The sequence below is a fragment of the Streptomyces sp. TLI_55 genome, from assembly GCF_900206255.1.
Taxonomy (GTDB): Bacteria; Actinomycetota; Actinomycetes; order Streptomycetales; family Streptomycetaceae; genus Streptomyces; species Streptomyces aquilus.
Genome location: NZ_OAOJ01000001.1, coordinates 4,863,535 through 4,877,341 on the forward strand (window position 1 = coordinate 4,863,535; position 13,807 = coordinate 4,877,341).

A 13,807-nucleotide genomic window follows, 5' to 3' on the forward strand; every position below is an offset into this window, starting at 1 on the left:
GGTGGGGGGAGACTAACAGCATGGGCATGGCAAGGTGCCAGGCGGTCGGGTCAGACCGTCGGCGAGGCGCTGAACAGGTGCTTCTGGTCGCCGCCGCCGTCGCTGTCCCAGTCGAGGTGCAGCTCGCCGTCGCCCAGCCCCTTGGCGGAGCCGATCTTGTAGCTGATCGTGCCCGTGGTGTACGAGCCGTTGTAGTTGCCGTTGGAGTCGCTGTTCTCCAGCCGGGACTCGATGCCGGAGAAGTTCGACGACTTCTTCACCGGGTCCGTGCCGGACTGCGACTTCTTGATCTGGACCTTGAAGTAGGCCGAGTCGAAGATCGTGGAGTCGTCGACCTGGCCGTACACGGGGCCGTCCCAGCTGATCTTGGCGTAGCTGTAGACGGTGGAGCCGGAGCGCTTCGCGCACACCTTGACGGTGAAGTCCCAGTTGTCGGCCCACGGACCGGAGTACGAGGGGTCGTCGATGGACTTCGTGCTGGTGGTGCACTTGTAGTCGGCGGCGGCGGCCGGGGTCGCGGCCGTGATCGCCGTGGTGCCCGCGAGTGCGGCGACGACAACCGCGGCGGACGTGGCGCGCTTCAACTTGCGCATGATGGGAGGCCTTTCTCGGTGCATGTGGGGCTTACTCGCTGCACAGGAGGTGTGGGGGAGTACCTCGGGCGTGACCGCCCTGCGCGCGTCGTCATGCAGCGGATTTGATCGTAACCGGGCGATGATCGGCGGGAGTTGGCGTACTGGCCGGGGACTCTGATCTTTCACCAGAAGCCCGTGAGGTTTCACATTCGTGCCACCAGAGCGTCGCCGGGCGGTTACGCTCGGCTATGAGTCGAGCATGCGAGGGGTGACCGCCCATGGCACACGTCCGCCGAGACCTTGATCCCAGCGCGTCCCCGCTGGACTACTACGGCTACGAGTTGCGGCGACGCCGCGACAGCGCGGGGCTGACCTTGGGGGAGTTGGGGTCGATCATCTTCTGCACGGGGTCGCTGGTGGGCCAGATCGAGTGCGCGCAGAAGGTGCCGACGCGGGAGTTCAGTGAGCGGGTGGATGCGGCGCTGGGGACGGAGGGGTTCTTCTCGGGGCTGGTGGGGCTGGTGTTGCAGAGCCAGTTGCCGAGTTGGTTCCAGCCGTACGCCGCCATGGAGGCGAAGGCCACGTATATCTCCACGTACCAGTGTCAGGTGGTGTACGGGCTGTTGCAGACGGAGGCGTATGCACGCGCCGTGCTTGCTACCGGCAACCCGGGAAAGCTCGATGAGCAGGTCGCGGCCCGGATCGAACGGCAGCGCATCCTCGAGCGCGAACAGCCGCCGCTGCTTCTGGTGGTGCTCGATGAGGCGGTGCTGCGTCGCGAGATCGGCGGCGCGGAGGTCATGCGCGAACAGCTCCGCCACCTGCTGGACCTCGGCGAGCGGCGTTGGCTGCGGATTCAGGTGCTGCCGTTCGGAATCGGCGAACACGCCAACCTGGTGGGCTCGTTCAACCTGCTGCGTTTCGACAAGGAGCCCGATCTCGTCTACACCGAGGACGTGATCTCGGGCCATATGACCGCCAGCCCGGAAACGGTTCGAGAGGCCACGCTTCGTTACGCTAGCTTGCAGGCAGCCGCGCTCTCCGTGGAGGATTCGGCGGAACTGATCAAGCGCGTACTGGAGGAACGTTATGGGCAGCACTCCGGACCTGACCAACGCTCCGTGGCGTAAGTCCAGTTACAGCGGCAACACTGGCGGCGATTGCGTGGAAGTCGCCCCCACCCCCACCACCCACATCGCCCTCCGCGACTCCAAGGCCCCCACCCTCGGGCACCTCCGCGTCACCCCCACCACCTTCACCGCGTTCGTGCAGTGGCTCAAGTGATCACCACCCCGTACGCAGCAGGTGATTGAGGAGCAACGCCAGCAACGCCTGCGCGAGCAGCCACCCCCGCGGCCGGGTCAGGAACGCGCACGCCGGGAGCAGCCATACCGCGAACGGCAGCCAGATGCGTTCCGTTTCCGCCTTGCTCATGCCGGACAGGTCGGCGACCAGGAGGGCGAGCAGCGCGGCGCTGACAAGGAGCGCCGCTGCGGAGTCGGCGTTGCCCTCCCGGCGTAGCAGCACCGCCCCGGTCCGGCGCAGGCCCGCCACTGTGGCCAGGCCGGTGATCAGGACCGTGCAGGCCAGGTTCGCCCACACCCAGTAGCCGTACGGGCGGATGCCGCCCGCGCCCTGGTTGTAGCGGGTCACCAGCAGGCGGTACGCCTCCCACCAGTCGAACCCGGCGAGCGTGAACACGGCCGGGACGACGGCCAGTCCGGCGAGCAGCGGGACCAGGAGGACGGGGCGTGGGCGGCCCAGCACGAGCACCGCCGCCGCGATCAGGGCGACGAGTGTGAGGCCGTACGAGAGATAGCAGGTCAGGCCGAAGAGCAGGCCGGACGCGCCCGCGCACCACCACGAACCCCGCGTCACCGCCAGCGCCAGCAACGCCACCGCCCATGCCGCGACCGCGGCGAAGTACGCGTCCGCCGACGTGCCCATCCACACCGCCGCCGGGGCCAGGACCAGGAAGGGGGCCGCCCGGCGGGCGAGGGTCTCGTCGGCGAGGGCGCGGATCGTGACGAGCACGGCCACGCACGCCGTCGCGCCGACCACGATGCACCACACCCCGGCCCAGCCGCCGCCCCGCAGCCCGACGCGGTCGAGGAGGACGAAGGTGAGGGTCGCGGCGGGCGGGTGGCCGGCGATGTGGGCGGGCCAGTGGTCGGGGGAGGTGAGGAGGATGTGGTCGGTGAAGGTGCGCAGGGTGGCCGGGATGTCGTGGAAGCGGTCGATGACCTGGAGGTATTCGTAGCGGGTGGTCAGGCGGTGGGCGATGCCTCGGTCCCAGCCGTCGATGAGGGCGAGGGAGAAGATCCATGCCGTGGCCGTGGCCCAGGTGAGGGGGAGCAGCGCCCGCCAGGGGAGGCGGGCGGCGAGGGCGGGGCCGTAGGCGATGGTCGCGGCGGCGACGAGGACGGCCGCCGGGGTGCCGGGGCCGAGGTGCGGGTCCCAGTTGGCGAACAGCGGCGGCCAGCTCACGAAGAGCGTGTGGCGGGTGTCCTGGATGTGGCGGCCGACCAGTACGGCGGCCGTCACCAGCAGGGCCGCGGCGCCGGCGGCGTACAGGTCACGGCGGAGGGCGCGGGAGGGTGAGCGGGTCACGCCGGAGACGCTAGGCCGGGTGGCGGCCCGTGACCCGTCTCCCGGGCCGGACGTCAGCGTTTCGTCATGGGTCGCGCACCCTTTCTTGGGGTGGTCCGGGCCTACGGTCGGCCCATGCGAGACGATCCGCGGCTTCCATCCACCCCCGCTTTCTGGCGCAGCCCGCTGCGCGGTCCCTGGTTCACCTCGGTGCTGGGACTCGTCCTGCTCGTCGGCATCACCGTGCTGTTCGTGACGGGACTGGTCTCGTACGCCGCCTACAACCCGGACCTGTCGCCGGTCAACGACAAGACCCCGGACAAGGGTCTCCTCGGCTTCTACCTCTTCGCCTGGCCGACCCACCCGCACTGGCTGTACCGACTCAACCAGGGCGTCCACGTCACGCTCGGCGTCACGCTCATCCCCGTCCTGCTGGCCAAGCTGTGGTCGGTGGTGCCGAGGCTGTTCACGCTGCCCCCGGCCCGCTCGCTCGCCCACGCGCTGGAGCGGATCTCGCTGCTCCTCCTGGTCGGCGGCGGCCTGTTCGAGTTCGTGACAGGCGTCCTCAACGTCCAGCTCGACTACGTCTTCCCCGGCTCCTTCTACCCCCTGCACTTCTACGGCGCCTGGGTCTTCTTCGCCGCCTTCGTCGCGCACGCCTGCCTCAAACTCCCGGCGGCGCTCAGGGCCTTGAGACACCTGCGGGACGAGCCCGGCAGCGGGGCCTTGGGGCAGCGGCGGGAGGAGCCCGGCAGTGACCTCGTCTCCCCGCGTCCCGCCGCGCCGACCGTCTCCCGCCGGGGCGCGCTGTGGTTCGTCGGGGGCGGCTCGCTGCTGCTGTTCGTGACGACGGTCGGACAGAGCGTCGGCGGTCCGTGGCGCCGCACCGCCCTCCTCGCCCCGCACGGCGGCCCCGACCCCGGCAGCGGCCCGAACGGCTTCCAGATCAACAAGACGGCCGCCTACGCGGGGATCTCCGCCGCCGAGAGGAGCGCGGAGGCGTGGCGCCTCGTCGTGACCGGCCGCACCGGTACCGTCCGGCTGAGCCGCGCCGACTTGCTGCAACTCCCGCTGCACAGCTCCGCGTTGCCCATCGCGTGCGTGGAGGGCTGGTCGACCTCGGACCAGTGGTGGCGCGGGGTGCGGCTGCGGGACCTGGCGGCTCTGGTCGGCTACGACGGTGACGATCCGCCGGACGTGTTCGTGGAGTCGCTGCAACGCCACGGCGCCTTCCGCCGCGCCGCCCTGCGTGCCAACCAGGTCGCCGACCCGCGTTCCCTCCTCGCCCTCTACGTCAACGGCGAGGAACTGTCCCCCGACCACGGCCACCCGGCACGCGTCATCGTGCCCGCGGCACCCGGTGTGCTGAACACCAAGTGGGTGGCCCGGCTGACGTTCGGAGACCTGTGATGCGCAAGGTGGTTGTCGGCAGTCCGCTCCAAATCCTGCTGCTCGGCTGCTCGTTCGCCCTCGCCGCCTACGCGGGGGTGCGGCTGTTCGCCGACGACTGGTTCGGAGTGGCGGTGTGGCTGGTGGGCGCGGCGCTGCTGCACGACCTCGTGCTGCTGCCGGTGTACGCGGTCGCGGACCGGATGGTCGTACGGGGGCTGGGGGCGGCCGGGCGCCGGGAGTGGGCGATGTACGTCCGGGTACCGGCCGCGCTGTCCGGGCTGCTGCTTCTCGTGTGGTTCCCGCTGATCAGCGGGATGGTGGACCGGCGCTACCGGTCCGCGACGGGGCTGTCGCCCGACGGCTTCCTGGGGCGCTGGCTGCTGATCACGGCCGTTCTGTTCGGCGGTTCGGCGCTGCTGCTGGCGGTGCGGGTGCGTAGGGCGACGAAGGTGCGTCCGCCGGCCGACCACTGACGTTCCCGCTCCCAGGCGCGGGCGTATCGCAGCAGCGCCGGGGTGCCCAGGCGCGCCCAGGGGAAGGGGGCGCCGGTGGTGGTGCGGGCGTCGGTGAGGTGGACGTGGACGCGTTCGTCCACGTCCACGGGCGCCGTTTCGGCGATCAACAGGCCGTGGGGCTTGAGGAGTTGGGCCACTCGGTCGAGCAGGGCGCTCGGGTCGCCGCCGATGCCCACGTTGCCGTCCATGAGGAGCACGGTGTCCCAGCGGGCCTCGCCGGGGAGTGGGTCGAAGACGGAGCGGTGCAGGGCTTGGCCGCCCAGGCGGATGGTGTGGGATACGGCGGCTTCACTGACGTCGATGCCGAGTGCTGGGCGGGCTTGTGCGGCGAGTTCGGCGACGAGGCGGCCGGGGCCGCAGCCGACGTCCAGGACGGTGCCCTCGCAGTGGTCCAGGACGTCGCGGTCCACCTCGTCGGCTCGGGCGCACCAGCGTTCCACTTCCAGGGGGAGGAGCCAGCCGTCCGGGCGGCGGAGGAAGAGGGGGCCTTGGCCGGTGCGGAGGGCTTTTGCGTAGGGGTCGGCTGTGGCCCAGGCGAGGGCGGTGGGTGGGCTGGTCATCGTTCGGCCGCGGGTCGGTGGGGGCTGGGCGCGCAGTTCCCCGCGCCCCTAGGTGAGCTGCGGTGATCGCCAGTCGATGAGTTGCCCGGCGTAAGAGCCCCGCAGCCCGCCAGCCTCGCCGCGAACCGGCCGTGTGGAGCCAGCTCCGCCACCGCCTCCGCATCCCCGGCCGTGTCCACATCCCTCAGCGGCGGCAGATCCCGTACCCGCAACCCCGCCGCCACCAGCCGCTCCCGCTGCACCGCCCCCGTCATCGGCGTCGACATCGGCACCCCCAGCAACAGCTGCGGATCCGGATCCGCCAGCCCCAGTGCCCAGAAACCCCCGTCCTCCGCCGGACCGAAATACGCGTCGCAGTCCGCGAAGTCCACCGTCAGCAGCTCCGGCGTCACCTGCGGCGTGTCCATGCCGATCAGGAGGGTCGGGCCGTCGGACTGGGCGAAGGCGTGGGCCAGGCGTTCGTCGAGGCCGCCCGCGCACTGGCGTACGACCTCGAAGCCGGGCGGCAGCCAGGGGCCGGGCTCTCCGGCGAGGACCAGGACTCTGCGGTCGGCCGGGGTTGCCGCGACCGTCCCCAGGGTGTCAGCGAGGGACGCCTCCGCCAGGGTCGCCGCCTGCTCGGGGGTGAACGGTGGGGTCAGCCGGGTCTTCACCCGGCCCGGCACCGGTTCCTTGGCGATGACGAGCAGCGTGGTCACCGTACGGCCCTCCCGGCGGTCGGAGCCTCGCCGAGGACGCGGCTCATGTCGCGTACCGCCTGCCAGGTGCCGCGCCAGGTGCCCGTCACCTTCGAGGCGCCGGTGCGCGGCAGGTAGGGCACGTCGTGCTCGGTGATCCGCCAGCCCGCGTCGGCCGCGCGGACGACCATCTGGAGGGGGTAGCCGCTGCGCCGGTCCGTGAGGTCCAGGGCCAGCAGGGGCTCGCGGCGGGCGGCGCGCAGGGGGCCGAGGTCGTGCAGGCGCAGGCCGGTGCGGCGGCGCAGCATGCGGGCGAGGGCGAGGTTGCCGGCGCGGGCGTGGGCGGGCCAGGCGCCGCGGGCCTGGGGGCGGCGTCGGCCGAGGACCAAGTCGGCCTCCTTGTCCTGGACTTCGCGGACGAAGGGGATGAGGAGCCCGGGGTCGAGGGAGGCGTCGCAGTCGCAGAAGCAGACCACCTCGGCGGTGGCGGCGGTCAGGCCCGCGTGGCAGGCGGCGCCGAAGCCGCGGCGCGGCTCGTGCACGACGGTCGCGCCGAGCGTACGGGCGAGGTCGGCGGAGCCGTCGGTGGAACCGTTGTCGACGACGAGGGCACGCCAGCCCGCCGGAATCCGGCTCAGGACCCAGGGCAGGGCCTCGGCCTCGTCCAGGCAGGGCAGCACCACGTCGACGTCGGAAGGTGTCGTCGTCACGGTTTCACCCTACGAACGCGAATCGGTCATACCGGACTCCTGCTCCTTACGAAACGCGGACGTCGGCGGCCAGGCCCCGCTCGGGCACGGCATCGGAGGGTGCCCGGTGCCAGGCTGGAGGTATGCAGCAGCAGCCGAATGCGGACGGTGGTCCCTCCCGGATCCTCGTCGTGGACGACGATCCCACCGTCGCCGAGGTCGTCGCCGGGTACCTGCACCGCGCGGGATACCTGGTCGACCGGGCCGACGACGGGCCCACGGCCCTCGCCCGCGCCGCCGCCCACCGGCCCGACCTGGTCGTCCTGGACCTGATGCTGCCCGGCATGGACGGCCTGGAGGTGTGCCGCCGGATGCGCGGCCACGGCCCGGTGCCGGTCATCATGCTCACCGCCCGGGGCGACGAGGACGACCGCATCCTGGGCCTGGAGGTCGGCGCCGACGACTACGTGACCAAGCCCTTCAGCCCCCGGGAGCTGGTGCTCAGGGTGGAGTCGGTGCTGCGCCGCAGCAGGCCGGCCGGCCCGGGGCAACGGCTGGGCGCGGCCGGTCTTGCCATCGACCCCCAGGCCCGCCGGGCGACCAAGAACGACACCGAACTCGCCCTCACCCTCCGCGAGTTCGACCTCCTCGCCTTCTTCCTGCGGCACCCCGGGCGGGCGTTCGGCCGCGAGGACCTGATGCGGGAGGTGTGGGGCTGGGACTTCGGCGACCTGTCGACCGTCACCGTCCACGTCCGCCGTCTGCGCGGCAAGATCGAGGACGACCCGGCCCGCCCCCGGCTGATCCAGACGGTGTGGGGCGTGGGCTACCGCTTCGACCCCACGGGCACGGAGGGGGAGGCCTCGTGAACGACACCCTCCTCATCGCCCTGTACGCCTTCCTGGGCGCCGCGGGCACCGGGCTGGCCGGGGCCGTCGTGCTGCGGGTGGTCCGGCATCGCTCGCTGACCGTGTCCATGGCGGTGGTGGCCGCCGTCGGCGTGGTGGCGATGCTGGCCGGGACCCTCGCCGTGGCCTGGGCGATGTTCCTGTCCCCGCACGACCTGACCGTGGTCACGACGGTCGTGGCGATGGCGGCGGCCGTCTCCCTCGCCACCGCGTTCCTGCTGGGCCGCTGGGTGGTCGCCCGCAGCCGCGAACTCGCGGTGGCGGCACGCTCCTTCGGGGACGGCGGCAACTTCGCCGCGCCTACGGTCCCGGCGACCGCGGAACTGGAGTCGCTGAGCCGCGAATTGGCGGCCACCAGCGCCCGCCTGGCCGAATCCCGCGAACGTGAGCGGGCGTTGGAGACCTCCCGGCGTGAACTGGTCGCCTGGATCTCGCACGACCTGCGCACCCCGCTGGCCGGACTGCGCGCGATGTCGGAGGCGCTGGAGGACGGCGTCGCCGCCGACCCCGACCGCTACCTCCGCCAGATCCGCACCGAGGTCGAACGCCTCAACGACATGGTCGGCGACCTCTTCGAGCTCTCCCGCATCCACGCGGGCACGCTGCCCCTGTCGTACGCCCGGATCTCCCTCTACGACCTGGTCGGCGACGCCCTCGCGGGCGCCGATCCGCTGGCCCGGGAGCTGGGCGTACGGCTGGTGGGCGACCGCATCGAGCCGGTGCCGGTGGAGGTGGACGGCAAGGAGATGAGCCGCGTCCTCGGGAACCTCCTGGTCAACGCCATCCGCCGGACCCCGGCCGACGGCACGGTAGCGGTCGCCGCCGAGCGCGCGCCCGACGGCGAGGTCGTCCTGTCGGTCACGGACGGCTGCGGCGGCATCCCCGAGGAGGACCTCCCCCGCGTGTTCGACACCGGCTGGCGCGGCAGCCACGCGCGGACGCCTCCGGCGGGGGCGGGCCTGGGCTTGGCGATCGTGCGGGGGATCGTGGAGGCGCATCAGGGCCGGGCGACGGTACAGAACATCCCGGGCGGCTGTCGCTTCGAGGTGACGTTGCCGACGGCCACTTCATGATGCCGGGTGGGACAGCGCGGCTGAGGGGCGCGGGGAACCGCGCGACCAGCCCCCACGAACCCGCACCCGAAAACCGCTTCTAACGATGGCCCGCAAACTCAGCCATGCCCTCCCCGAACCCAACCTCCGCCTTCCACCCCAACTCCCCCCGCAACCGCCCCGAGTCCGCAGTGATGTGCCGTACATCCCCCAGCCGATACTCCCCGGTGACGACGGGCGCAGGTCCACCACAAGCATCGGCGAGCGCGCGGGCCATCTCCCCGACGGTATGCGGCTCCCCACTGCCGACGTTGTACGAAACGAGCACCCCGGCCCCCGAACCCGCCTCCAGTGCGACGGCGTTGGCCGAGGCCACGTCCCGCACATGCACGAAGTCCCGCCGCTGGAGCCCGTCCTCGAACACCCGAGGCGCCTCGCCGCGCGCCAGCGCGGACCGGAAGAAGGAGGCGACCCCGGCGTACGGCGTATCGCGCGGCATACCCGGCCCGTACACGTTGTGGTAGCGCAGGGCGACCGCCGAACCACCGGTACACCGGGCCCACGCGGCAGCCAGATGCTCCTGCGCGAGCTTGGTGGTGGCGTACACGTTCCGCGGATCGACGGGCGCGTCCTCCCCGACGAGCCCCGGCACGAGATCGGCCCCGCACACCGGACAGGGCGGCTCGAACCGCCCCGCGTCGAGGTCGCTCACGGCCCGCGGCCCGGGCCGCACCACCCCGTGCCGGGGACACTCGTAGCGCCCCTCCCCGTACACGACCATCGACCCGGCCAGCACCAGCCGCCGCACCCCCGCCTCCGCCATGGCGGCGAGCAGCACGGCGGTACCGAGGTCGTTGTGGGACACATACTCCGCGGCATCGGCGACCCCGTTCCCGAGCCCGACCATGGCGGCCTGATGACAGACGGCGTCGACACCACGCAGAGCACGCGCGACAGCCTCCGCGTCCCGCACATCGGCACCCGGATCGTCCCGGACGTCGTACCCGACCGCCTCATGCCCGCGCGCGCTCAGCGCCGCGACGACCTGGGACCCGATGAACCCGGCACCGCCGGTGACCAGTACACGCATACCGCCACGCTAGGCCCGCACGGGCGCGCGGCCAGGGGAGCGCGCGGGGACGTCATGACTCCGTAAGGGGTTCAGCGCACCGGGAAGCCGAAGCTGTACCCCTGCTCCTTCAGCCAGGGCAGGACCTGGCGCAGAGCCGCCACGGTCTGGGAGCGGTCGCCGCCGGCGTCGTGGAAGAGGAGGGTCGGGCCGTTGGAGATCTCCTGCTGGACCGTGGTGACGATGGCCGCCGTGCCGGGGCGTTCGAAGTCCTTGGTGTCCACGTTCCAGCCGAGGGGGCGCATGCCGTGGGAGGCGGCGAGCTTGCGGCTGTACGGGGTGAAGGCGCCGCCGGGGGCGCGGTAGTACATCGGGCGGACGCCGCCGGACGCCTCGGTGATCATGCGTTCGGCGTCGAGGATCTGCTGGGACTGGTAGGCCTGGGACTTCTTGTCCATGGTGGTGTCGTGCGACACCGAGTGGTCGCACAGCCGGTGCCCGGCCGCGACGACCTTCTTCACCAGGTCGGGGTGGGCCTGCGCCTGCGTGCCGACCATGCAGAAGGTGGCCTTCACGCCGTACTGCGCGAGCACGTCCAGCACTTGGGGGGTCCACTGCGGGTCGGGCCCGTCGTCGATGGTGATGTTGACGCCGCGCGGCCCCTTGTCGGAGGCGTGCACGATGGTCACGTCCACCGGCTTCACGGCGGCCGGCTTCGCGGACGCGCTCGCCTTCGGCGTCGAGCCCACACCGGCCTGCGCGGTCCACATCGAGGCGCCGGTGGCCAGGATCGTCACGCCGAGAGCCGCCCCGATGACCTTGCCGTACCAGCCCCGCCCAGCCCCGTGCCGCGCCATGTCCGCCCCACTCTCCCGCAGTTGCTCGCCCGACCTTCGCATGGCAGGACGGGCAACGGCGGCCCCGGGATCCCTCCGTTACCGATCACGGACAATTCCGGGGAGGTTCACGGACAACGAAGGGGACAACCGCGCCGACGGGGCCCCGATCACCGTCAAGTTGACCGCCAATGACGACCCCGGGATCAAGTCGCACCGCGCCGGCTCAGTCGCCCTCGTTGATCCGGCGCAGGAAGGCGCGGGTGCGTTCGTGGGCGGGGTCGGTCATGAGCTTCTCCGGGGGGCCTTCCTCCAGGACGGCCCCCCGGTCGAACATGACCAGCCGGTCCGCCGCCGAGCGGGCGAAGCCCATCTCGTGCGTGACGACGATCATCGTCATGCCGTCGTCGACGAGTTCCTTCATCACGGCGATGACCTCGCCGACCATCTCGGGGTCGAGGGCGCTCGTCGGTTCGTCGAAGAGCATCAGCTCCGGCTTCATGGCGAGGGCGCGGGCGATGGCGACGCGCTGCTGCTGACCGCCGGACAGGGCCGACGGCCGCGAGGACGCCTTGTGCCCGAGGCCGACCCTCGCCAAGAGCTGCTGTGCCTGCTCCCTGGCCTCGGCCTTCGGCGTGCCGAGGACCTTCGCCGGCGCGACGGCCACGTTGTCGAGCGCGGTGAGGTGGGGGAAGAGGTTGAAGCGCTGGAAGACGAAACCGATGTTGCGGCGGCGTTCGGCCACCACCTTCGGCCGCTCCGACACAGGCCGACCGGAGGCGGACACCCGCGGCCGGTAGCCGACGGGACGGCCATGGACGAGGATCTCGCCCTCGTCGATGCGTTCGAGGTGGTTGAGGCAGCGCAGGAACGTGGTCTTGCCGGACCCGGACGGCCCCACCATGACCACGACCTCGCGGGCCCGCACGTCCATGGAGATACCGTTCAGCACCCGCACGTCACCGAAGCGCTTGACCACCCCGCGCGCCGACATCACCGCCGACGCGTCGGCCGCACTCGTGATCGCTTCCATGTCAGTGGGTCTCCTTGCCTACGAGCCTGGCGTCCTCGCGGGCGGGGGCGCGGCCCAGGCCGCCGCCGGCGAGCCGCTCCCGCAGCGAGGGCGTGGCGATCACCTGGCCGGGATCCGCGAGCCTGCGCTCGATGAACCGCTGGACGAACGACCACACCGTCGTCAGCGCGAGGTAGTAGCAGGCGACGACGAGGAAGATCTCGAAGGTCTTGAAGGTCGCCGAGTTGATCGACTGCGCGGTCAGGAACATCTCCTGGAGGCCGATGACCGACAGCAGGGACGTCGACTTCATCATCAGGTTGAACTCGTTGCCCAGCGGCGGAACGATGATCCGGACCGCCTGCGGCAGCAGCACGACCCGCATGGTCATCGCGGGGGTCATGCCCAGCGCCTGCGCCGCCTCCGCCTGCCCGGGATCGATGGCGTCGAGGGCCGCGCGGAAGATCTCCGCCATGTACGCGGCCTCGTTCACGGCGAGCGTCAGAATGGCCGCCTGTACGACGCCGAGGAACACCAGCCCGCCGACCTGGAGGTCACCGAAGCGGTAGATGCCCGCGGCGGCGAGGCCGTTGTAGACGAGGACGAGCTGGACGAGCAGGGGCGTGCCGCGGATCAGCCAGACATAGGTCCGGCCGCCCCAGCGCAGCGGGGCGAAGTGGCTGCGCTGGGCCAGGGCGACGGCGAACCCGAGGAGCACACCGAGCAGTTGCGCGATGACCGATATGTAGACGGTGCGCCAGAGTCCGTCGAGGAACACCCCGGAGGGCGAGAACAGGTAGTGCCAGAAGAACGGCCAGTCGAAGCCGGCCGGCTGCCCCGCGTCGGCGAGCACGGTTGCGTGGGTCACGTCGTCTTCTCTCTGCGCGCCTGCCGTGGAATCAGTGGGCGATGTCGTCGCCGGACAGGTTCCACTTCTTGAGGATCGCGTCGTACGTGCCGCTCTTGCGTACGGCTGCCAGCGCCTTCGTGAGCGCGTCGTGCAGGGACGCGTCGTCCTTGCGGGTCGCGGCTCCCACCTTGATGCGGTTGAACGGGTCGCCGACGAGGCCGAAGGTGCCCGGCTGCTGCTTCTGCACGTACGCGGCGGTCTCCAGCGTCGTGCCGTAGGAGTCCACCAGTCCGAGGCGCAGCTGCTGGAGGGCGTCGCTGTCCTTGGTGAACTGCCGGACGTCGATCTTCGGCTTCCCGGCCGCCGCGCACTTCTTGGACTGGTCGGTGAGGTACTCGACGACGGTCGTACCGGTCTGCCCGGCCGCCTTCTTGCCGCACAGGTCGTCCGCGCTCTTGATCGTCTTGGCGTTCTTCTCGGCCACGACCAGGGTGTTGGAGGCGTACATGTACGGGACGAAGTCGACGACCTTCTCCCGTTCCGGCTTGATGTAGAGCTGGCTGACGATCGCGTCGCACTGCTTGGCCTGGAGCGCCGGGACGATCCCGTTGAAGCTGGTGTTGGCCCAGTTCGCCTTGACCCCGAGTTCGGCGGCCAGCGCGTCGCCGAGTTCGATCTCCGCTCCCACCGGTTTCTGCGCGGCGTCGTAGTACGTCAGCGGCGGTGCGCTGATGTCCGAGCAGTAGGTGATCTGACCGCTCTTCACGAGCGCACCCGAGGGCACCTTGACCGACGCCGGCTTCGCGGCGGCGTCGGTGTCGCCGGAGCTGCCGGCGCAGCCGGCGAGGGCCAGGGCGGCCGCCGCGGTGGCGCCGGTCAGCACGGGCACCGATCGGCGGGAGAAGGAGAGCGACCAGGCCATTTTCCGAACCCCTTTGAGAGTTCGCGCTGTTGCGCGGCGATTTAGTCAGTGTCATAGTCGACGACGTTGACTATGACAGGGAAGCTAGGCCCGGCGCTCTCGGACTGTCAACAAGCCCCAGGTAACACGGGAGTTAAACAAGGCGCACCGCAGGTGGCCGT

At 71.3% G+C, this 13,807-nt stretch carries 15 protein-coding genes; 5 read left to right on the top strand and 10 right to left on the bottom strand.

Going from position 1 to position 13,807, the window contains the following annotated elements:
• Positions 1 to 50: 50 nt before the first annotated feature.
• Positions 51 to 593: a hypothetical protein gene (locus CRP56_RS22290; protein WP_097266617.1), complete on the bottom strand. Its 543-nt coding sequence runs from the start codon at positions 591 to 593 to the stop codon at positions 51 to 53.
• 260 nt (positions 594 to 853) lie between these two features.
• On the opposite strand from CRP56_RS22290, the gene CRP56_RS22295 reads away from it, so the two are divergent.
• Positions 854 to 1,705, top strand: a complete 852-nt coding sequence (locus CRP56_RS22295; protein ID WP_097266619.1) for a helix-turn-helix domain-containing protein — start codon at positions 854 to 856, stop codon at positions 1,703 to 1,705.
• A gap of 34 nt (positions 1,706 to 1,739) precedes the next feature.
• Positions 1,740 to 1,859, top strand: a complete 120-nt coding sequence (locus tag CRP56_RS49310) for a DUF397 domain-containing protein (RefSeq protein ID WP_373559665.1) — start codon at positions 1,740 to 1,742, stop codon at positions 1,857 to 1,859.
• Here the strand turns inward: CRP56_RS49310 and CRP56_RS22305 are convergent, their stop codons facing one another.
• Complete coding sequence (locus tag CRP56_RS22305; RefSeq protein WP_097266623.1) at positions 1,860 to 3,185, bottom strand: hypothetical protein; 1,326 nt, start codon at positions 3,183 to 3,185, stop codon at positions 1,860 to 1,862. It lies immediately after the preceding gene.
• A gap of 114 nt (positions 3,186 to 3,299) precedes the next feature.
• On the opposite strand from CRP56_RS22305, the gene CRP56_RS22310 reads away from it, so the two are divergent.
• Positions 3,300 to 4,574 carry a molybdopterin-dependent oxidoreductase gene (locus CRP56_RS22310; protein WP_179851091.1) on the top strand — a complete coding sequence of 425 codons (1,275 nt, stop codon included), beginning with the start codon at positions 3,300 to 3,302 and terminating at the stop codon, positions 4,572 to 4,574.
• A 310-nt stretch (positions 4,575 to 4,884) separates the two neighbouring features.
• Here CRP56_RS22310 and CRP56_RS22320 read toward each other — a convergent pair whose 3' ends face one another.
• From CRP56_RS22320 to CRP56_RS22330, 3 genes are read right to left on the bottom strand one after another with little or no spacing between them, the layout of a single operon-like run.
• Positions 4,885 to 5,631, bottom strand: a complete 747-nt coding sequence (locus CRP56_RS22320) for a class I SAM-dependent methyltransferase (RefSeq protein WP_097266627.1) — start codon at positions 5,629 to 5,631, stop codon at positions 4,885 to 4,887.
• Positions 5,628 to 6,329 (bottom strand): TIGR04282 family arsenosugar biosynthesis glycosyltransferase, encoded by a 702-nt coding sequence (locus CRP56_RS22325; protein ID WP_097266629.1) that lies wholly within the window; start codon positions 6,327 to 6,329, stop codon positions 5,628 to 5,630. The genes CRP56_RS22320 and CRP56_RS22325 overlap by 4 nt, the downstream gene beginning before the upstream one ends.
• Positions 6,326 to 7,018, bottom strand: a complete 693-nt coding sequence (locus CRP56_RS22330; RefSeq protein ID WP_097266631.1) for a glycosyltransferase family 2 protein — start codon at positions 7,016 to 7,018, stop codon at positions 6,326 to 6,328. The genes CRP56_RS22325 and CRP56_RS22330 overlap by 4 nt, the downstream gene beginning before the upstream one ends.
• Positions 7,019 to 7,140: 122 nt before the next feature.
• Here CRP56_RS22330 and CRP56_RS22335 point away from each other — a divergent pair, with 122 nt between their 5' ends.
• Together CRP56_RS22335 and CRP56_RS22340 are read left to right on the top strand one after the other, a co-directional pair.
• Entirely contained in the window at positions 7,141 to 7,866 is a 726-nt protein-coding gene (locus CRP56_RS22335) for a response regulator transcription factor (protein ID WP_097266633.1), read from the top strand.
• A complete protein-coding gene (locus tag CRP56_RS22340; RefSeq protein WP_097266635.1) occupies positions 7,863 to 8,978 on the top strand; it encodes a sensor histidine kinase in 1,116 nt (371 codons plus the stop codon). Before CRP56_RS22335 ends, CRP56_RS22340 begins: the two co-directional genes overlap by 4 nt.
• Before the next feature lie 79 nt (positions 8,979 to 9,057).
• Here the strand turns inward: CRP56_RS22340 and CRP56_RS22345 are convergent, their stop codons facing one another.
• The 5 genes from CRP56_RS22345 to CRP56_RS22365 all read right to left on the bottom strand — a co-directional run bounded on the left by CRP56_RS22345 (position 9,058) and on the right by CRP56_RS22365 (position 13,646).
• The gene (locus CRP56_RS22345) at positions 9,058 to 10,047 is read right to left on the bottom strand and encodes an NAD-dependent epimerase/dehydratase family protein (RefSeq protein WP_097266637.1); all 990 of its coding nucleotides are present in this window, start codon (positions 10,045 to 10,047) and stop codon (positions 9,058 to 9,060) included.
• Between the two features lie 71 nt (positions 10,048 to 10,118).
• Positions 10,119 to 10,883, bottom strand: coding sequence for a polysaccharide deacetylase family protein (locus tag CRP56_RS22350; RefSeq protein WP_097266639.1), 765 nt, complete (start codon positions 10,881 to 10,883; stop codon positions 10,119 to 10,121).
• Between the two features lie 205 nt (positions 10,884 to 11,088).
• Positions 11,089 to 11,895 (bottom strand): amino acid ABC transporter ATP-binding protein, encoded by an 807-nt coding sequence (locus CRP56_RS22355; RefSeq protein ID WP_097266641.1) that lies wholly within the window; start codon positions 11,893 to 11,895, stop codon positions 11,089 to 11,091.
• 1 nt (position 11,896) lies between these two features.
• Positions 11,897 to 12,742 (bottom strand): amino acid ABC transporter permease, encoded by an 846-nt coding sequence (locus CRP56_RS22360; protein WP_097266643.1) that lies wholly within the window; start codon positions 12,740 to 12,742, stop codon positions 11,897 to 11,899.
• Between the two features lie 31 nt (positions 12,743 to 12,773).
• Positions 12,774 to 13,646, bottom strand: a complete 873-nt coding sequence (locus CRP56_RS22365) for an ABC transporter substrate-binding protein (protein WP_097266645.1) — start codon at positions 13,644 to 13,646, stop codon at positions 12,774 to 12,776.
• Positions 13,647 to 13,807: the final 161 nt, after the last annotated feature.